This window comes from Pontibacter pamirensis (assembly GCF_010015475.1).
Lineage (GTDB): Bacteria > Bacteroidota > Bacteroidia > Cytophagales > Hymenobacteraceae > Pontibacter > Pontibacter pamirensis.
The window spans coordinates 21,533-39,984 of sequence record NZ_SSNI01000032.1; the positions used below are offsets into that span (position 1 = coordinate 21,533).

Consider the following 18,452-nt stretch of genomic DNA (forward strand, 5'->3'; position numbering starts at 1 on the left):
CGTACACCCGAGAACATTAAATTACCGACATGAAAGTATCGTTTGAGGAGTTAAAAGCTGAGTTTGAGCGCGTGCTCTTAAAATTGGATTTTGAAGAAGAGCGGGCAGCAATGTGCGCGCGGATATTTGCCGGGAACAGCAGAGACGGGGTGTACTCGCATGGCCTGAACCGTTTTCCAGTTTTTGTACAGATGGTGAAGGACGGGCTGATTGATGTAGATGCCGAACCTGAGAAAGTAGGGCAAAACGGTGTGACAGAGCAGTGGGACGGCCACCTGGCACCAGGTATGTATACCGCCACAAAAGCAATGCAGCGGGCTATAGCACTGGCGAAAGAAAACGGCATGGGCTGCGTAGCGGTTAAAAACACCAACCACTGGATGCGTGCCGGAACCTATGGCTGGCAGGCGGCAGACGCCGGATGCATTGGTATTTGTGCCACGAACAGCATCGCCAATTTACCCCCCTGGGGCGGAAACGAACCCCGGTTAGGCAATAACCCACTCGTGGTTGCTATTCCTCGGAAAGAAGGACATATTGTGCTGGATATGGCCATTTCGCAGTTCTCATATGGTAAGCTGCAGGAGTATGAGTTAAAAGGGAAAGAGCTACCGGTAGACGGTGGATATGATGAACAGGGACAGTTAACGAAAGATCCGGCTCAAATTAGAGAAACAGAGCGGAGCCTGCCAATCGGTTTCTGGAAAGGATCAGGGCTTTCGCTTGTGCTAGATGTATTGGTTTCTTCTTTAAGCGGTGGGCGCTCTGTAAAGCAGATTACAGAGGCAGGAAACGAAGCCGGCGTTTCGCAGTTTTTCCTGTGCATAGATGCCAGCAGCCTGGATGATTCTATCAGCAACCGCATTATTGCATACACGAAAACCAGCGGAGTGATGGATGACGGGGGAGAGATCCGGTATCCGGGTGAAAGCTCTTTAGCCACACGGCACCGAAATCAAAAAGAAGGTATTCCGGTAAATGAGGAGATCTGGAAGCAGGTTTTAGATTTGTAGAATTGCCTTGCTTATAGGAGGCCACAGCGCTGTGTCAGGAGATGTTCTTCTATGTATGCTGATGTTCAGTGACTTGTGATGTATAACAGAAGGTGTGATGTCATACAAAATTTATTCAGTACTTAATTGATGCCTTCATACAGGCAACCATTCATAATTCATCATTTGTAATTCATAATTTTATAAAGTGAACCGTTCCCTTGCGCAGGTGCTGTCGGTTGTATTGCACCCGCTGTTGCTTCCGACTTACCTTTTCGCAGTCATACTCTACTACATGCCCACGGCTACCCTTACATTGCCCTACCAGATCCGGTGGATAGTGCTGTGCATGATCTTTTTTACCACGTTTATAATTCCGGGTGTGGCCGCCTACAGTATGGTGCGCCTCGGCCACCTCGATTCCATAGAAATGAACAGGCGCGAGCAGCGCAGCATGCCGCTGCTGTTTACAGGTGTCTGCTATGCCCTTACTTCCTATTTGCTGTATCGGGAGTCTACCTTTGATGCCATCTTTTACTTTGTGATGGGCATTATTGCCGCCTCTGTTTTCCTGACATTCATCATCTCGCAGTTCTGGAAAATAAGTGCCCATAGCATGGGTATGGGAGGCGGTTTAGGTTTGCTACTGGTGCTGAACTGGCTTGCCCCTGACGCCATGATGGTAGGGCCTATTGCCCTGGGTATATTGCTGACAGGTGCCGTGCTTTCGGCCAGGCTGTCGCTGCACGCACATACACCCGCCGAGGTATATGGTGGTTTTGTAAGCGGGTTCTTACTGGCCGTTGCTGCAGCCTATACAGGCCTTTAGTTATTCTTACTTTGTGTTAGAAATTAAAACGCGTGCTTTCAGACACTGAGGCATATTTGAATAGAATAGTAGCACTTTTCCCTGCTGTTAGCTGCCGCCAAGGTGCTACAAGTGCTCATTTGCAGCGCAAGACTTAGAATGCATAGCCAACAGAGAGATTTAGCTGTGGTAAGGGCACAGCAAAAATAGCAGAGTTGTTTTCTGCTATTACCGCATGGCCTATAATGTGGTCTGTCAGGAGATCGCCTGCGTTATTGGCAAGGGCATACTTCACCCGCCCCCCAAATGCGGCGGCAACATCTGCCGTCAGAAGGCCCATCAGGTTAAACTGTATCCCCAGTTGGTAGCTAAGGTCGAGTGAGTGCTGGTACAGGCGGCCCACACCATGATAAGTTGGGGCGTCTGGTGACTGTGCTAACTGCTCAAAGACATCCTGCTCATAAGCCAGGAAGCGATACCCGAATAACGGGCCATGGAAGAAACCGAATGGACGGCCCTCGTTCTTCAAAGTATACTTGCGCTGGCTCATTCGAACAGACGCCCCTTGCACAGGTTGGCTTTCAGGAGTTGATCCGTCACCTTTCATATAAGTACTGTAAATGTAGCTTAAGCCAAACTCATTCGAGATGCGATGGGTGCGCATTTTCTCGTAAGCCAGGTATGCTTCACCAAGCTGTAACGGGTATACTTTCAGCACCCGGTCATAGGCCTTATCTATATTGAGTACTTCCTTATCGCTCTGTGCGTTGGCTATAAATGGTGCAAGTAGCAGCGCAGCGGCAGCTAATATTCGATAAATGCGAATTTTCTTAATCATTTTTCAGGGCTTACTATTGCTGGATTCTATAAATAGTATATTTATATATTACATGTGTTATATACTATAGAAGTCTGATATTAGTTGAGTGATTTTAAGATTATTTTGCTATTTTCTGATAGCGTACTCAATAGTGTTAACCGCTATACAGCTCAGACATAGCAAATTCCGGTAGCTCAGAGAAGGGCAGGGCGTAGAATTAGTTTGTTTGCACAATAACCCGAACACTCAATCACACCAGAGCTATGAAGAAAATGCATCAACAGAACTTCTAATAGGCGCATTATTATTTGAAGTGGTTTCCTGCAACCAAGAGCAAGGTGCCGTAGGGGAAGCACAGGAAACGAATGAGCAACGGTTTGAAAACACTGCCATGGAAGATCGTAAAATCGACCAGGCAGAGTTCATAACGCAGGCGGCTTCAAGTAATATGCTGGAATCCAGTCGGGACAGCTAGCGGAAGAGAAAGGTCTGATAAAGGAGGTCAGAAACCTGGGGCAAATGATTATGGCAGATTATCACAGTTGGAGGAGACAGTAGGCGGTAATGGAACTGCGAGCTTAGGTACACCTACAGAGCAGTAGACTTAAATCTGTAACTTAATAGTAAAAGCATCTGTAAGTTTTATCTTGCAGATGCTTTTATACTTTAAACCAACAGGCACCATGAAAAAAACTATACTAACAGTGGTTTCCGCCACCGCCCTCTTATTTACCACTGCCTGCTCCCCCGACGATAGCATAGAACAGGCAACAGAGCAGAGCGTGCAGCAGTTTGAGGCAGCGGGTGTGGAAGGCATGCGAAACGATGCCTTGTTTGTCGCAGAGGCTGCCAGCGCCAGTCTGCTGGAGATGCAACTCGGAGAGGCTGCACAAGATGCGGCTGTAAGCCCTGAAGTGCGGGAACTGGCACAGGAAATGATGCAAGCCAATCAGCAAATGCTAAACGAGCTGCAACAGATAGCCAGCCAAAGCAACTTTGTGCTACCCACTACACTGGGGGCCAGGCATCATGACATATACCAGGAAATAACCGCCAAAACAGGTATTGCTTTTGACCTAGCCTATGTAAACCGCCTAAGCGATGAGCAGGAGGAGATTATAGAGCGCTACGAAGATATAGCGGAAAACGGGCAGGCAATGGAGCTGAAGCAGTATGCCTCTAAGCAGTTGCCCCTGCTGCGGCGGCATCAGCAATTGGTGGAAGCGCTGGAGGAAAAGATAAAGAATGCATAAAAAAAGGAGCGGCTGTTTAATGCCGCTCCTTTTTTTAATATATGCTGATGACTTAGCCTTTATCGCTGCTTTCACGGTAGTGGCTCGTCTCCAGTTCCTCTTTCAGGAACTTAGAGGTATAGCCTTTGCCTGCGGACACTACTTCCTCCGGTGTGCCTGTGGCCACAATGGCACCACCTGCTTCTCCTCCTTCCGGGCCGATGTCGATGATGTGGTCGGCTACCTTGATCAAATCAAGGTTGTGCTCGATAATAAGTACGGTATTGCCCTTGTTCGTCAGTTTGTGCAGCACGTCCGACAGGTGCTCGATGTCCTGGAAGTGCAGTCCGGTAGTGGGCTCATCGAGAATATAAAGCGTCTGGCCCGTATCCTTCTTCGACAGTTCTGTTGCCAGTTTTACGCGCTGTGCCTCACCGCCGGACAAGGTTGTTGCCTGCTGACCTAAGGTGATGTAGCCCAGGCCCACTTCGTTCAGCGTCTGTATCCTGCGCAGGATGCGTGGCTGGCTATCAAAAAAGTCTACGGCCTGCTCCACCGTCATGTCCAGTACATCTGTAATTGACTTGCCTTTAAAGCGCACTTCCAGTGTTTCACGATTGTAGCGCTTGCCTTTACAGATTTCGCAGGGCACATATACATCCGGCAGGAAGTTCATTTCGATAGTACGCATACCAGCTCCCTCACAGGCCTCGCAACGCCCTCCTTTTACGTTAAAGGAGAAGCGACCAGGCGAGTATCCTCTTATCTTCGCCTCCGGCAGCTGCGCAAACAAGGTTCTGATATCTGTGAAGACACCGGTATAAGTCGCAGGATTAGAGCGCGGCGTACGGCCAATCGGCGACTGGTCTACCTCAATTACTTTATCGATGTGTTCCAGGCCCTCTATTTTCTTGTATGGCAGCGGGTCACGCTTCGCCCTGAAGAAGTGCGTGTTCAGGATAGGGTATAAGGTATCATGAATCAGCGAGGACTTACCGCTACCCGACACACCCGTTACGCAAATCATCTTACCTAGCGGCAGATCCAGCGTCACGTTTTTGAGGTTGTGGCCTGTGGCACCAATCAGGCGCAGTGTCTGACCGGTTCCCGGTCGTTTCTCCCGCATAATGGAAATACCACGGCGGTTACTCAGGAAATCAGCGGTGGTGGTGCCTGCCTGCAGCATTTGCTCCGGCGTACCGGCAGTTACCACCTGGCCACCATGTATACCGGCACCCGGTCCGATATCCACCACATAATCCGCCTGCATGATCATATCCTTGTCGTGCTCCACCACAATAATGGTGTTGCCCAGGTCGCGGAGATCTTTCAAGGCGTTTATCAGGCGCTCGTTGTCGCGCTGGTGGAGGCCAATGCTTGGCTCGTCCATGATGTAAAGCACCCCCACCAACTGCGTGCCTATCTGCGTAGCCAAGCGTATGCGCTGGCTCTCGCCACCAGACAGCGTGCGTACCGGGCGGTGCAGGCTCAGGTACTCCAGGCCCACATCCAGCAGGAAGCCGATGCGTTTGCGGATTTCCTTCAGCAGTTCCCGTGCGATGACGTTCTGGCGCTCACTCAGCCTTTCTTCCAGGCCTTCAAACCAGGAGGCCAGCTTGTTGATGTCCAGCACCGACAGTTCGCCGATGTTCTTGCCGTCGATCTTAAAGTGCAGCGACTCTTTTTTTAAGCGATAGCCGTTGCACTCCGGGCAAACGGAGGTCTGGGTAAAGTCTTCAATCCAGGAGCGGATGTTGTCGGAGTCCGATTCCATCTGCCCTTTCAGGAAATTGATGATGCCCTCGAACTCTACAATGTAATTGCCTTTCTTGGTGCTTACCTCCAGGTCTTCCTCCAGGCCATACATCAGGATGTGCAGCAAATTTTCTGGCAGGTCTTTAATAGGTGTTGCTACAGAGGCTTTAAAGTGCTTGAACAACGCCTCAATCTGCTTGAAGATCCAGATGTCGCGGTACTCGCCAAGCGGGGCAATGCCACCACGGCGGATGCTCAGGCTCTTGTCCGGAATTACGGTTTCCTCGGTTATCTCCTGTATCTCGCCCAAACCATTGCAAACAGGGCAGGCACCGTATGGGGAGTTGAAGGAGAAGCTGTTCGGGGCCGGGTCGTCATAGGCAATGCCGGTGGCAGGGTCCATGAGGTGGCGTGAGTAGAAGTGCGTCTGGTTCGTGTCGGCGTCCAGTATCAACGCAGTGCCCTTGCCATGCGTCAGGGCGTTCTGAATAGAGCCGGACAGGCGGAAACGGTCTTCATCCTTCACCACAATCTTATCCACCACAATTTCGATGTCGTGAATTTTGTAGCGGTCTACCTGCATCTTCGGCGTAATCTCCACCAGTTCACCATCTACACGAGCCCGTATAAAGCCCATCTTGCGGATTTGCTGGAACAACTCGCGGTAATGCCCCTTACGGCCTTTCACCACCGGTGCGAGTACGATAATGCGCTTTTCGCTGAAATTCTCCAGGATGTGGTTCACAATCTGGTCATCGCTCTGGCGCACCATCTTGTCGCCACTCACATAACTGAAGGCTTCTGCGGTACGCGCCCAAAGCAGGCGCATAAAGTCATAAATCTCCGTGATAGTGCCCACTGTGGAGCGGGGGTTGCGGCTCGTTGTCTTCTGCTCGATAGAGATGACCGGCGAGAGGCCTTCTATCTTGTCTACGTCCGGGCGCTCCAGGCCACCCATAAATGAGCGGGCGTAGGCCGAGAAAGTTTCCATGTAGCGGCGCTGCCCTTCTGCGTAAATTGTGTCGAAGGCCAATGATGATTTACCTGATCCACTGATGCCGGTAAACACCACTAGCTTGTAGCGCGGCAGTTTAATGGAGATGTTCTTCAGGTTATGTTCGCGGGCACCGTATACTTCAATCTGTTGTGCTTCCCCGGCCATGGCAGGCGCGGTGGTGGCAGTATCAGGTGCAGTGGTGCCAGTCGTTATTTGTTGCTCTGGGTTGAAAGCCATTCAGCGTGTGTAATATTTAAATAGCAAAGGTACATAATCTCAGGCTTCTGCAGCAGCAAAATCCTAACCCTTCTTAACAGAAATCAGCAGCAATTGGTTTAGCCTGAGATAGGTTTGGTAAGCAGTTTTAGTCAGTATTACCGTAGTTGGAGGCTTCCTTTTTGTGTAAGTCAGCGTGTTTATGGCTGGTATGTGTGTAATCCTCCCGATGTTGCTCAATAAGCTTTTGTTTCTGGAAGTACCTGAAGAAGCTATAAGCAGCCAGTGCAAGCCCTATGGGCATGAGTATGATTCCTACAATCTCGATATATAATTGTTGGGAAAGCTTTATGGCGGCAAACCCACCGGCAAGGATCGTGATAGAAGTGCGCAGAAAGGCCATCAACGTGCGTTCGTTAGCAAAAATAGTGCGCTCTATGGCCATCTGGTCACGGATTTCTGCATTCTTCTTTTCCTGTTGCTTGAGCTTTTTCTTAAGCTTTCTGATTTCGTCTTTCTCAGTGCCTGACATATATTATCCTATAGATGCCATGCCAACTGGCAGTGGCGGCTATCTTATAACGTATTTGTGCCGGTGCAGGACAGGCCCAGTAAAGGAGCTGAGGGAGAAACGCTTTTTTACTGCTCTGCTAACTCAGCATGTGTGGTGCTCTACTCATGTTCAGCTAAATTTCCTTACTGCACCTGTAATATTCTGGCCCAGCATGCTGGTACTACGTCTATTTGCACCTGTCCATTCCGGGCGCTGAACTGTTGTTGCGGCTCCAGCAGGTCAACCAGTGTGCGCCCATCAGGCACCTCTACTTTTAAGGAAAGACTGGCCTGCGTGCTGGCGGCATTTACCACCACTATGAGATGTTCTTCCTTCGTGCGCCGGGCAAAGGCAAGCTGCTCGTGCGCGACATGCACCTGCTGATAGCTACCATACTTTAACGCGGCATGTTTTTTTCGGATGCCGGCTAAACGACTGATAGTATCTGCCAGTGCCGGGTGAGGCTTCTGCTCCAGCGCTTCCGGCTGCAGGAGCTTGGGCCGCAGTGGCGCATCAGTGTCAGGCAGTTTGGTTCCGCTGATTCCCCATTCGCTGCCATAATAAATAGAGGGCACCCCGGGCATGGTAAAGAGCAGGATATGGAGCGGGTAAAGGTGCGTTGGGTTCTGAAGGGTGCTGGCAATCCGATTTACGTCGTGGTTATCAACAAAAGAGTAAAGCGAAAGATTTTTATAAATGCCCTGCTCCCCAAACAGCCGGTTGAGCGAGTGCGCCAGTTCAAAGTAGTTCTTGTCGTTATGGCTTGAGTGCAGGCCTTTGTAGCACTCGTAATTGGTGGTGGAGTCCAACATCTCCGGGTTAGCCCAGCGGCGGTAATCCCCGTGTATAACCTCTCCTAGAAGCCAAAAATTGGCCTGCAGCTCATGGCAGAAGCGAGCCAGGTCGCGGAGAAAGGAGAGATCCATCACGTCAGCGGCATCCAGGCGCAGGCCGTCAATCTTAAACTCCTCCACCCACATTTTTATAGCAGCGAAGAGGTGGGCACGAACGTCTGGATGATGGAGGTTCAGCTTGACCAGGATATGGTGCCCGTTCCAACCTTCGTAAGCAAAGGCATCGCCGTAGGGGCTGCTCCGGCTAAAGTCTACGCCAGCGAACCAGTCGCGGTATGGAGAATTTTCGCCATTGGCCAGCAGGTCACGAAAAGCCCAGAAGTCGCGGCCCACGTGGTTGAACACCCCGTCCAGGATAACTTTGATGCCATTGGCGTGCAGTTGTGCGATGAGTTCTTTCAAGGTCTCATTTGTTCCCAGCCTGCGGTCGACGGTGTAGTAATCAGCGGTATCATAACCATGTGTGCCGGACTCGGACACAGGCCCAAGGTAAAGAGCGTTACAGCCTAAGTTCTTTATGTGTGAAATCCAGTTATGAACCGACTCTAATCGTGGCGCTGCCGGAGATACGAAGTCATTATAAGAGGGAGCTCCACATAGACCCAGTGGGTAGATATGGTAAAAGATGGCTTCTGAAGCCCATGAGGCTGCTATATGATTCATTTTATTACATTCTGTTTTAATTGTACATACCGTTCGGTATACAAAAGTACCAAATAAAAGTGACCCTATAAAATTCAGGAGTAAATTCCATAAGAAAACTGCTGTAATGCCTTCTTCACTGTCTCTGCATTTAGCTCTACCTGGTGGTGTGCCGCCTGTACCACGTACGTATTGATCATGCCCAGAAAAGAGGCCGCATACACCTGGTGGCGGTCCCTCATGTTGCCATGGTTCTTCGCCGCCTGCCGAAACATCGCTTCCAACAGTTGGTGCTGCTCTTGTATAGCGGGTGTGATGACTTGTGAGGCTTCGTTTTCGGGATTGCCATACCAGGCGGCAAGATGCATCTGGTACAGGGTAGGCTCGCGCATGGCAAACTGAAAATAGCTTTCCACCACACGTTGCAGTGTCAGTGGCAGGTCCCCTGTATAGGTTGCGGCCTCTTTCATTCTCCCCAGAAAAGGAGAGAACTGTTCATGCATGAGCGCCTCCAGCACACCGCGCTTGCTGCCGAAGTAGTGATAAAGCGTTGGCTTCTTTATGCCTGCGGCTTCCACTATCTGCTGCACCCCTACGGCATCGTAGCCTTTGGCGGCAAACAGGCTGAGGGAGCAATCTAGTATGGTGGAGCGGTTATCGGACATCAGGAGAGTTTAATGTATTTATACCCGAAGGTGGGTGTAGCAAAAATAAGGTAATTCCGGGTCTTTTCCTCTAAAACAGAAAAGCAGGCCCACGGAGGGAGCCTGCTTTTCTGTTTTGAGTATACTAAAGTACAAATGGAATTAAAAGTTTGGAGACAACAGGTATTGGCTGTAGAAGTCGTCGATTATTTTTACAGCTTCGGAGGCATCATCCACAATGTGCACCAAATCCAGATCCTCAGGGCTAATGTTGCTTTCCTCCTTCAGCATCACACTGTCAACCCATTCCATTAAGCCTCCCCAGAAAGAACGGCCCACCAATACAATCGGGAAGGCACCGATTTTTCTTGTCTGAATAAGCGTGATCGCCTCAAACAGCTCGTCCAGTGTTCCAAAGCCGCCTGGCATTACAATAAAACCCTGCGCATACTTCACGAACATAACTTTGCGCACAAAGAAATAGTCGAAGTTGATGAGTTTATCAGAATCTATATAAATGTTGTTGAACTGCTCGAACGGCAGCTGTATGTTAAGGCCCACAGACTTGCCGCCCTCAGAGTGGGCGCCTTTGTTACCGGCCTCCATAATGCCCGGGCCACCACCCGTAATCACACCATAGCCGTGGCGTACCAACTTGGCGGCAATTTCCTCTGCCATCTGGTAATACTTGTGCGTGCTTTTAGTGCGGGCCGAACCGAAAATCGAAACGCAGGGGCCTATTTTGGCCAGCTTCTCAAAGCCCTCCACAAACTCAGACATTACTTTAAATATCTGCCAGGAGTCGGCAATTTTTATCTCGTTCCAGTCTTTGTCAACAAAAGCCTGGCGTATTCTTTTATCCTCTTCAGAGGCAGGCGCTGCTGTGGACTCGCCGCTTTCGCGCAGATCACTTACTGAACGTGCTTTATTTTCGTTTACATTAGGTTTTAGAATCGTCTGCCCACTTCCCGTGTTCACGGTTTCCTCCTGCAGTTTTGTTTTACTCGTCTTTCTAAGTTTTGTCATAATCTATACATCTTCATCAGGAGCTTGCACTCCCGGGCGCCTTTCTTGCAGGCGCATTTCATGTCAAAAAATCTTATGTGGCATGCAGCATTGTGAAGAGAACTACAGTAGCCTGGTTATTTTAATTTATTTGGATCGAATGGCAATAACAGGATCTAGATTTGAGGCCAGAACAGCTGGAATGATACCTGAGAGCATCCCTATCACGGCCGATACGCCAAGTCCGAGTATAATGTTGCCTGCTGAAAGCCCTACCGCCATCATATCCTGCGGAATAAGCGTGAGCAGGAACACCAGCAGGATGCCGGCAGCACCGCCTAATACACTCAAGAACACCGACTCAAACAAGAACTGAAACAGGATAAAATAGTTTTTGGCACCCAAAGACTTTTGTATCCCGATGATGTTGGTCCGCTCTTTTACCGATACGAACATGATGTTGGCAATGCCGAACCCTCCTACAAGTATAGCGAAGCCTCCAATCACCCATCCGGCCAAACCTACTACCTCAAAAAAGCCGCTGATAGCCTGTGTGGCCATTTCAGGGCGATTCATAGCAAAACTATCCTCGTCGCGGGGCCGCAGGCCGCGTATCGTGCGCATGATACCGCGCGTCTCATACTCCAGTTCCAGTAGCCCGGGGTCATCCTCACGGCCTTTTACCACAATAGTAGAACCTACGCCATTGGGCCCGGTGGCGAACATTTTGCTATATGCCAGATACGGCATCATGCCCATTTGGTCGAATGGCGGTCCGCCAAACAAGCTTTCTCCCTGCTTCTCAAAAACCCCGATAATGCTAAACCGCTGGCCGCCTACTTTAATTTGCTGCCCTATTGGTTCCTGCCTGGGGAAGAGCGTTTCAGCTACTTCGCTTCCGATAATGATAACGTTCCGGCCCGCGTCTACCTCCTGTGGGATAAAGTAGCGACCTCTCTCAACAGGCACCTCCATTACGTTGTTAAACTGGTATGATACACCCATTAAAGTGGCATCGCTGAAGCTGTTGTTGCCACTCTTAAAGGTATTGCTTCCTCTGTCAGAAAAGATGGCGATACCACCATCCATCGTGAGGCGCCGCTCTAGCTGGCGAAATTCCCGGATGGTAGGCTCCGGACGCTGAAAATACTTCCACCAGGGATATCCTCCCCCTCCGAAAGCCCATGGCCATTTCTGAACATAAATAACTTTTTCACCTATAAAGCTCATACTGTCCCTTACGTTACGCTCCAGCGAGTCTACCAGCGTAAACACAGAGATAATAGCGAATATACCGATGGTTACCCCCAGCAGGGAAAGAAAAGTGCGCAGCATGTTTGCCCGAAGCGCCTGCCACGCAAACCGGAAGCTTTCTGCTACAAGGCGGATGTATATCATAGTTTTTTTCTAAGTCAGGTTATAAAGGGACTAAGTAATTTCCTTAAAAGTAATAAATATTCGGCCAAACTGAGTAAATTTGCGGCTTGATTTTTTGGTTTCTACAGAACGGATATCTACGAACCCCTGAAGGTGGTTTAACTGTTAACGTATCAGAAGCAGAACATATTAAATACCGTGATATTCATAACGCTGTGCGACGGAGTGCAAAAACAGCACTGAATATAGCTTGAAGTGGGTTTTGCTCCTCCCTTAGTTTGCCCCAAACACCCCGAAAACTGCATCAGGATGACGTTGCAGGCGTTCTTCTACACCTTGGTAAGTCCCTCTGCGTGCATGAGCGAAAGCAGCTACTCAGCGGTAGGACGCAGCAATGGTTTGTCGTGCTCCTCCTGTGGCGGGATGTCGAAGGGGTTGGGCATACGCGGTAGTCAGCCTTCCAGCACAGCGTTCTTAAAGAAGGTTCTGTAGTTGCGTAAGGCGAGGTTAATAGTGGTGGTCTCCATGCCCTTTTTCTTCTTTGACACAGGAACAGTCTTCAGGTGCCGAATCAGCTAACTGATTACCGTTGGGGTAAGTAACTCAGGAGCGTCCGCACGCTTGTCCCACAAACCAAGGAAGTAGGAAAGGCATATCTCGTATACTTTGGCCGTGCCGGCCTTTGCTGTGCTTTCTTTTTATCCACTCGCGGGCAAAGGTAATGAAACCCTGCCGCTGCTCGGGTTCTTCTTCCGGTGTGGTGTAGGCATCGCGCACCTGCTCCGCTGTGAAGGTGGGGTTGTTGGCCGCTATACTGTTAAGGCCGTCATAGGTTTCCTTTATCCGGTCGTTTAGCTGGCATGGTCGCGGTGCTTGGTGCGCACCCAGTTCTTCTTCTCCAACTCCCACTCCTCATTCCACTCGGTTTTGCGCTTGTACTCGCTGTATAACAGGAAAACTCCCGTGTTATAGTAACGCACCTTGCGGTCACGGGTGATGCGGATGCGTACGGCGCTCCTGCCGTCCTCGCGTTGCTGGTCGGTGCGGATAGTTACTTTACAGATTGCTCTGGCCATGGTGGCGCCCTCCTCTCACAAGTACAGGAGATAACGGGTGGTACTTACAGTTGTTGTTGCTGATTCTGGTAACATGGGGGTAATGGGTATGCTGGGAGAGTTACAGGACTTCATGATATATATAATTTATATATACCGATTAATATATTGTTTAATTTTAGTATGTTTAAAGTCTGTTCATCTAAGGTTCACTCCCTTTAATGTAGCTAAATGAAAATAAAGGTACTCGACGGTCTGCGGGGATACGCTGCGCTCTCCATCATTATAGCCCATTCCCCGTTAATCTCAGGGCCTGCCATCATCGAAACCCTGCATGGGTATGTGCAGCACTACAAACTGGCCTACCTCGGAGTGGATGTTTTCTTTGTGCTATCAGGATTCCTGATCACCCGTATCCTCCTCAAGGAAAAGGCAGAAGGCAGGTTCTCCTTCAGAACTTTCTACCTGAAGCGCTGCCTGCGTATTTTCCCTGTCTACTACCTGGTGATGCTGATTTGCGGGGTGCTATTCACCTGGCAGGGGATGGATTACGTGTCGCTGTACTGGTCAAACTATTACTTTGCATTGAATCAGGACCCGCACCCGCTGCGCCATACGTGGTCTTTGGCGGTAGAGGAGCATTTCTACCTTGTGTGGCCTGCCTTGCTGTACTTCTTTTCTCTGAGGCGTGCAAAGCAGGTTATTCTCTTCGGGATACCTGCCCTGGTGGTACTGTCTCTTTTCTACACCTACAGCCAGTACAATGCCTTAGAGGCAGAGTACTTGATCTACAAGGGGAGCCAGTTTCGTATCCTCTCCCTTGCCATAGGGTCTTGTTTTGCCTTTAAGGAGAAGACCATCCGAAACATCAGTCCGAAGAACCAAGCCTTTTTGCTCCTTTTGTTCGCCGTGACTTATGTGCTGGCCGTGAAAATAAAGTGGACCTTCCTTGTGAACTATATCCCTTCGCAGGCGCTGCTGCTGAGCCTGTTTGCCATAGCTTCCGCCTCTATTTTTCTCCTGGTGCTGCAGTTTGAGAAAAGGCAAGGTCTTATTCACACGCTTTTAACCAACAAGCTAATCTCATTTATCGGGATGATAAGCTATGGTCTGTACCTGTACCACTTTCCGATATTCTATTTTTTCGGGATTACCCAGAAGCAGCTTCAGGGAGAGGCAGTCTCCTTAGGCAGTTTTATCTTACCGCTGTTGCTTGTATTCTTAATCCCAGTTGTCTCTTATTATGTAGTTGAAAAGCCCCTGCTGAAACTCAAAGACAGAATAGAGAAGAAGAAAGCTGCCGTCAGGGAGTTGGTGCCATCATAAACAGTAAAACCAACTGGTAGTAGGTGGCTTTACTGTTTATGATGAGGTGTTTGCTCTATTGTTGAGATTGCCATTACAAAATTATTAGAAAGAGAGGTTAAAGTTTATCTGTTTCTTCGTCCTTACGTCTTGGCTTCTTTGTTCCTTTGTTATCAGTTGAAGCGGTTTCTATGTCTTCTTTTGCTGTATTCCATATGTGAGAAAAGGCGTCAAACTTTTTCTCCAACTTATCTAACCTATTATTTGTGGAACTGCAGTGTTTTATTGGAGACTTTATCAGGCAGCCACAGCTTGGTTGCACAACAGGCTTTCATATTGGCAAGACGTCAGGTATCCAAGTGCTGAATGCCTCCTCTTCCGGTTGTAAAAGCCTTCGATGTATTCAAACACGGCCAGCCGGGCCTCCTGCCTGGTGGCCAACCCACCACTTTCCTGTCGGCCAGGTCCAGCACCGCCTCCTTCAGCTCCTTTTGCAGCCGCTTTATCTCCCTTTGCTCGTCTGTTAGCCCTTCCGCGGACCGGACTGGCAAGCTGTCCTTCTGCCGCCATTTGCTCAGCCGGCCGGGATCTATTCCCAGTTCCTCAGCTACTTCTTTTATCGAACCCCTCGCGTAGGAAAGGTCAATGGCCATCCGCTTGAAGGAGGCATCAAATTCGCACCTGTTCATAGTAGTCAAATTTAAACCTTTATTTAAATCTGCCTAAGAAAAAGACTCCAGTCAAAGGTAGCAAGTCCAGTTTTGAGGTACTAGTATTGGTATAAATATATACCAATATATTTAAAAAAGTTATTGAAGTAGTTAAACAAATAGGTACCTTTACAGTTCTCTGCTTAAATACTTATTTTATGCTCCTCTACAATGGTATCATCACTCTTGACTATAATCCCGCGACAGACGTGTTGGTGACCAGCATGCCCGACGTCAGGCTGTTCGGGTTGTCAGAGGTTGGCTTCTGCCTGGACCTTATCGTGGAGAGCGTGAGGAACTATGACATCAAGCACCTGCTGCTCGACTCCAGCCAATCCGTTGTGGAGGTGGAGGACCAAGCCTACAAGGCTGTCACCGCAAAGTTCGGCATGGACCTGATGAAAACCCGCCTCAGGAAGATAGCGCGGGTAGCAACTGCAGACGCCAAGCGGGAGGAAAAGTCCGCCCGGATTTCCGCAGAGCTCCGGCAGGAACTCAACCTGCCCATGGCGTTCCAGAGCTTCCCCAGCCAGGACGAGGCGATGGACTGGCTGCTCTCACCAGTGCCGGCTTAAGGGAAGCAAATTCTGCTGTAGCCTTAACATGTAAATAACATCACCCTGAATTTATTTCAGGGTATTCGTTGCTCTTTACTGTAACTCGATCTTGTCTATTTCCAGCCTGAAATTCTCGGCTTTTCCATTGCCAATCATAAACCGGATTTCCTGGATCTTATTGGCGTTGAAGTTGGGCTGGTTCAGCTTATTTCCGCGGAAGGTGGGTTCCATTTTGTTAAGCGGGATGTCTATGTTTTGCCATTCTCCGCTGGTTTTGAAGGTGTATACATAGGATGCCCTTTCATTCAGATTAGCTTTTATCCTGAATTGGTATTCCTTTCCGTCTCCTTTTAAACGGATGACTGCCTTATCATAGCCACTTATGTCTTTGGGTTCAAAATGATACTGCATAGAAGCAAATCCGCCGTCGTTCTCCAGGGAAACATATCCTGTAAAAACCGCATTTCCCTCTTCACTTCGCGAGAGTTCGCTGGTGGAATTCCCACCCATCACCACGTCGTTTTCTATTTCCCACACTGACCAATCTGATGAGGAACTAAAATCAAAAAGGAGTAAGCTGTTCATAATTATTGTTGTTAAAAATAAAGCTTTCATTGCTGCAATCTTTACATCAGGTTAAATTCAATCTTTCAGACTTCTAAGTAACTTCTTCGGCTTTAAATAGTTTTTGATCGCTCAGTTTTCGATGAGTGGTAGAAACAAGCATATTATTTAGCTCATGTTGTAGGACGCTTTTACCTTTCGGTTTATAACCTAATTTATTGAGTAATAAACACCAGTCATTTCTTCTCCAGACCGCCAAAGTCTATTTGTAATTTCTTTGCATTTTGTATCTTTATGTTAATTAAATGCAATTTAACAGATAAAAGGTAGCAGTAACGAGAAAAGCACCGTCATTTAGTGCAATTCATTTAAACGTATATATACGGATGATGCGCTTCTACTCGGTTATACACGGCTACAGCTATAAAAGCAACTCATATCGGTAGCTCCAAGCAGAGAGAGCATGAGTAGAAGTGTCTTCCACGAGGTCAACAGTTGGCGTGCCCAGTGCAATTGCTCTAGCTTACAGGCTGTGGTTGCGGAAGCATGTTAACTTAATGATTGCACTGAAATTGATCATTGAACCCTTTAGGATATTATAAGAATATGTTTGTTCTGCTACAGCTCTAACGCTAAACGATGCTTTATCTTGCCAGCTGAAGCAGAGAAGGGAGAGGGATAATCCTTAGACGACATAGAAATAAATAAGGAAACAGGGAGTGGTGCGGTTGCGTACAATAGATAAGCCCCCTTGCATTCAGTGAAGCAGGCTCTAAATGAATTGTGCAAAGCATGACTTTGTACAGGCGCTCTAGTTGTCTTGAGCACCTCATCCTCTAACAGTACTCAGATGAAGAGCGAGACAACACAACCGACTCCCATTAAAAAATACCATGCGGCCCTGACACTCGTCGAAACGGTGGAAAGGCACTACTCTCACTATATATCCACGACTCGTCATCACAGTGGCCAGAGGCAGGCGACCCAGCCCCATGCGCAGGCTATCGAGGCAATCATTGATACAGCGTTCTGGACAAGTCTCAGGCGGGAGGAAGGGCTTGCTCCTAAAATATCACTGGCCTTCCTCTCCCCGGAGCAGGCCAGGCAGCCACTACTCTTCAGGCAGCGTCTGGAGCTTACCACAAAAAACCTCACGAAGATAGCCCCTGGTGTTGAGCGCCCCGGAATTCACCTTGGGGTATGGTATGAGGAAGGGGAGCTGTACGTATGGGGAACCACACGCCAGCTTCCCTATTCCTGTTTTGTCGTAGACGTAACCGAGCCCGGCGTGCTGGTCATCAAGCATAAGCGAGGCGAGGGGCTCGTTAAATTCAAGAATATGGCTGTGCTGATTGGGGAGGAGGTAAAGGTAATAGATGAGACCAGCGCCCATCTGCCCGACTGCCCGACGTTGGTAACCTCACTGCTCGGCCTGGAGCCCTCTTCTTCCTGGAACGACCCTGTAAATGCGCTGGTGCAGGTAGCCATATCTATGCGCGCCCACAGGCATGGCGGAGCCCTTCTGATTGTACCGGCTGGCACCGATACATGGCATAAGTCAATTGTGCACCCGATCCTGCACTTGATAGAACCTCCCTTTTACGGGCTCTCCGAACTGATGAAACAGGACCTGAGCGAGAGAGGGAGCCAGTGGCAGGAAGCACTCCATGATTCTATTGACACCATTGCCTGCCTTACGGCTGTAGACGGCGCAACCATTATCAGCGATGAGTATGAGCTGATCGCTTTCGGCGCCAAGATAAGCCGGTCAATTGGAAGGGGGCCGGTGGAGCGGATTGTGGTGACCGAACCGGTTGTTGGCTCTGAAGCCAGCATTGTTCATCCAACGCAGAACGGGGGAACCCGGCATATGTCGGCGGCACAGTTCGTGCATGATCAGCAGGATGCCATCGCGCTGGTAGCATCACAGGACGGACGCTTTACAGCTTTCGCCTGGTCACCGTGCGTGGAAATGGTACAAGCACATAGAATTGACACGCTGTTGATGTAAGAACTTGTGTTGATGGGACATAAATGTGGCGATTTAGCAGCAGTAGAAAGGTGCCTGTAGGACATTAAGTTGCTGGTGCGCTGTTAAGAATATTTTACAACATTATGAAAAGCAGAATCTTAACAGTACTACCAAATCAAAGCAAGTCAAAATAAACCAATTTTAATTAGTACAACTAATATATAAGGTTGGATTAAAGATAAAAATAAGACCAGCCAGACTAACACGAAATGTAAGTTCATTGCTGCGGGTATTGTTCAGTAGAAGTATTTTATATGTATCAGTGCATCTTGTATACATACACATCCTCCACCCCTAAAGCTGGAACTCTATTGTCTCTTACACTCTAGTCACA

17 protein-coding genes and 2 pseudogenes are annotated in these 18,452 nt (G+C 48.9%); 7 read left to right on the top strand and 12 right to left on the bottom strand.

Translation table 11 applies throughout. The features are described from left to right. Nucleotides 1-29: 29 nt before the first annotated feature. Both yiaK and E1919_RS20535 read left to right on the top strand, forming a co-directional pair. On the top strand, nucleotides 30-1,013 hold the full coding sequence (gene yiaK / locus E1919_RS20530; RefSeq protein WP_162055301.1) for a 3-dehydro-L-gulonate 2-dehydrogenase: 984 nt from the start codon (nucleotides 30-32) through the stop codon (nucleotides 1,011-1,013). Nucleotides 1,014-1,200: 187 nt separating this feature from the next. Further along, complete coding sequence (locus tag E1919_RS20535; protein ID WP_162055302.1) at nucleotides 1,201-1,821, top strand: hypothetical protein; 621 nt, start codon at nucleotides 1,201-1,203, stop codon at nucleotides 1,819-1,821. A gap of 133 nt (nucleotides 1,822-1,954) precedes the next feature. Here E1919_RS20535 and E1919_RS20540 read toward each other — a convergent pair whose 3' ends face one another. Continuing rightward, a complete protein-coding gene (locus E1919_RS20540) occupies nucleotides 1,955-2,638 on the bottom strand; it encodes an ABC transporter ATP-binding protein (protein ID WP_162055303.1) in 684 nt (227 codons plus the stop codon). A 208-nt stretch (nucleotides 2,639-2,846) separates the two neighbouring features. Here E1919_RS20540 and E1919_RS20545 point away from each other — a divergent pair, with 208 nt between their 5' ends. Together E1919_RS20545 and E1919_RS20550 are read left to right on the top strand one after the other, a co-directional pair. Then, on the top strand, nucleotides 2,847-3,095 hold the full coding sequence (locus E1919_RS20545) for a hypothetical protein (protein ID WP_162055304.1): 249 nt from the start codon (nucleotides 2,847-2,849) through the stop codon (nucleotides 3,093-3,095). Nucleotides 3,096-3,303: 208 nt separating this feature from the next. Further along, entirely contained in the window at nucleotides 3,304-3,873 is a 570-nt protein-coding gene (locus tag E1919_RS20550; protein WP_162055305.1) for a DUF4142 domain-containing protein, read from the top strand. Between the two features lie 52 nt (nucleotides 3,874-3,925). Here E1919_RS20550 and uvrA read toward each other — a convergent pair whose 3' ends face one another. From uvrA to E1919_RS20590, 8 genes are all read right to left on the bottom strand, one after another. Next, nucleotides 3,926-6,841: an excinuclease ABC subunit UvrA gene (gene uvrA / locus E1919_RS20555; RefSeq protein ID WP_162055306.1), complete on the bottom strand. Its 2,916-nt coding sequence runs from the start codon at nucleotides 6,839-6,841 to the stop codon at nucleotides 3,926-3,928. Nucleotides 6,842-6,968: 127 nt separating this feature from the next. Continuing rightward, a complete protein-coding gene (locus E1919_RS20560) occupies nucleotides 6,969-7,352 on the bottom strand; it encodes a YidH family protein (protein WP_162055307.1) in 384 nt (127 codons plus the stop codon). 164 nt (nucleotides 7,353-7,516) lie between these two features. Next, nucleotides 7,517-8,890, bottom strand: a complete 1,374-nt coding sequence (locus E1919_RS20565; RefSeq protein ID WP_162055308.1) for an alpha-amylase family glycosyl hydrolase — start codon at nucleotides 8,888-8,890, stop codon at nucleotides 7,517-7,519. A gap of 74 nt (nucleotides 8,891-8,964) precedes the next feature. Continuing rightward, a complete protein-coding gene (locus E1919_RS20570; protein ID WP_162055309.1) occupies nucleotides 8,965-9,534 on the bottom strand; it encodes a TetR/AcrR family transcriptional regulator in 570 nt (189 codons plus the stop codon). Nucleotides 9,535-9,675: 141 nt separating this feature from the next. Continuing rightward, entirely contained in the window at nucleotides 9,676-10,539 is an 864-nt protein-coding gene (locus tag E1919_RS20575; protein ID WP_162055310.1) for an LOG family protein, read from the bottom strand. Nucleotides 10,540-10,665: 126 nt separating this feature from the next. Beyond that, entirely contained in the window at nucleotides 10,666-11,916 is a 1,251-nt protein-coding gene (locus tag E1919_RS20580; RefSeq protein ID WP_162055311.1) for an ABC transporter permease, read from the bottom strand. 582 nt (nucleotides 11,917-12,498) lie between these two features. Next, nucleotides 12,499-12,804 (bottom strand): hypothetical protein, encoded by a 306-nt coding sequence (locus tag E1919_RS20585; RefSeq protein ID WP_162055312.1) that lies wholly within the window; start codon nucleotides 12,802-12,804, stop codon nucleotides 12,499-12,501. Beyond that, nucleotides 12,747-12,971 (bottom strand): hypothetical protein, encoded by a 225-nt coding sequence (locus E1919_RS20590; protein WP_162055313.1) that lies wholly within the window; start codon nucleotides 12,969-12,971, stop codon nucleotides 12,747-12,749. The genes E1919_RS20585 and E1919_RS20590 overlap by 58 nt, the downstream gene beginning before the upstream one ends. A gap of 210 nt (nucleotides 12,972-13,181) precedes the next feature. Here E1919_RS20590 and E1919_RS20595 point away from each other — a divergent pair, with 210 nt between their 5' ends. Then, on the top strand, nucleotides 13,182-14,276 hold the full coding sequence (locus E1919_RS20595; RefSeq protein ID WP_162055314.1) for an acyltransferase family protein: 1,095 nt from the start codon (nucleotides 13,182-13,184) through the stop codon (nucleotides 14,274-14,276). 276 nt (nucleotides 14,277-14,552) lie between these two features. Here the strand turns inward: E1919_RS20595 and E1919_RS20600 are convergent. Further along, nucleotides 14,553-14,690, bottom strand: a pseudogene (locus E1919_RS20600) (IS3 family transposase); the annotation flags it as partial. A gap of 56 nt (nucleotides 14,691-14,746) precedes the next feature. Then, nucleotides 14,747-14,944: pseudogene (locus tag E1919_RS27955) on the bottom strand (transposase); the annotation flags it as partial. A 302-nt stretch (nucleotides 14,945-15,246) separates the two neighbouring features. On the opposite strand from E1919_RS27955, the gene E1919_RS20610 reads away from it, so the two are divergent. After that, nucleotides 15,247-15,540 (top strand): hypothetical protein, encoded by a 294-nt coding sequence (locus E1919_RS20610; protein ID WP_162055316.1) that lies wholly within the window; start codon nucleotides 15,247-15,249, stop codon nucleotides 15,538-15,540. A gap of 75 nt (nucleotides 15,541-15,615) precedes the next feature. Here E1919_RS20610 and E1919_RS20615 read toward each other — a convergent pair whose 3' ends face one another. Then, entirely contained in the window at nucleotides 15,616-16,107 is a 492-nt protein-coding gene (locus E1919_RS20615) for a CIA30 family protein (protein WP_237144721.1), read from the bottom strand. Between the two features lie 829 nt (nucleotides 16,108-16,936). On the opposite strand from E1919_RS20615, the gene E1919_RS20620 reads away from it, so the two are divergent. Beyond that, the gene (locus E1919_RS20620) at nucleotides 16,937-18,097 is read left to right on the top strand and encodes a putative sensor domain DACNV-containing protein (protein WP_162055318.1); all 1,161 of its coding nucleotides are present in this window, start codon (nucleotides 16,937-16,939) and stop codon (nucleotides 18,095-18,097) included. The last annotated feature ends 355 nt before the right edge of the window (nucleotides 18,098-18,452 follow it).

Excerpts from the sequence above, each read along its gene's own strand:
- E1919_RS20560 (WP_162055307.1), bottom strand. The coding sequence starts at position 7,352 with ATGTCAGGCACTGAGAAAGACGAAATCAGAAAGCTTAAGAAAAAGCTC.
- E1919_RS20565 (WP_162055308.1), bottom strand. The coding sequence starts at position 8,890 with ATGAATCATATAGCAGCCTCATGGGCTTCAGAAGCCATCTTTTACCAT.
- E1919_RS20595 (WP_162055314.1), top strand. The coding sequence starts at position 13,182 with ATGAAAATAAAGGTACTCGACGGTCTGCGGGGATACGCTGCGCTCTCC.
- E1919_RS20570 (WP_162055309.1), bottom strand. The coding sequence starts at position 9,534 with ATGTCCGATAACCGCTCCACCATACTAGATTGCTCCCTCAGCCTGTTT.
- E1919_RS20550 (WP_162055305.1), top strand. The coding sequence starts at position 3,304 with ATGAAAAAAACTATACTAACAGTGGTTTCCGCCACCGCCCTCTTATTT.
- E1919_RS20620 (WP_162055318.1), top strand. The coding sequence starts at position 16,937 with ATGAAGAGCGAGACAACACAACCGACTCCCATTAAAAAATACCATGCG.
- E1919_RS20590 (WP_162055313.1), bottom strand. The coding sequence starts at position 12,971 with ATGGCCAGAGCAATCTGTAAAGTAACTATCCGCACCGACCAGCAACGC.
- yiaK (WP_162055301.1), top strand. The coding sequence starts at position 30 with ATGAAAGTATCGTTTGAGGAGTTAAAAGCTGAGTTTGAGCGCGTGCTC.
- E1919_RS20540 (WP_162055303.1), bottom strand. The coding sequence starts at position 2,638 with ATGATTAAGAAAATTCGCATTTATCGAATATTAGCTGCCGCTGCGCTG.
- E1919_RS20575 (WP_162055310.1), bottom strand. The coding sequence starts at position 10,539 with ATGACAAAACTTAGAAAGACGAGTAAAACAAAACTGCAGGAGGAAACC.
- uvrA (WP_162055306.1), bottom strand. The coding sequence starts at position 6,841 with ATGGCTTTCAACCCAGAGCAACAAATAACGACTGGCACCACTGCACCT.
- E1919_RS20615 (WP_237144721.1), bottom strand. The coding sequence starts at position 16,107 with ATGAACAGCTTACTCCTTTTTGATTTTAGTTCCTCATCAGATTGGTCA.
- E1919_RS20580 (WP_162055311.1), bottom strand. The coding sequence starts at position 11,916 with ATGATATACATCCGCCTTGTAGCAGAAAGCTTCCGGTTTGCGTGGCAG.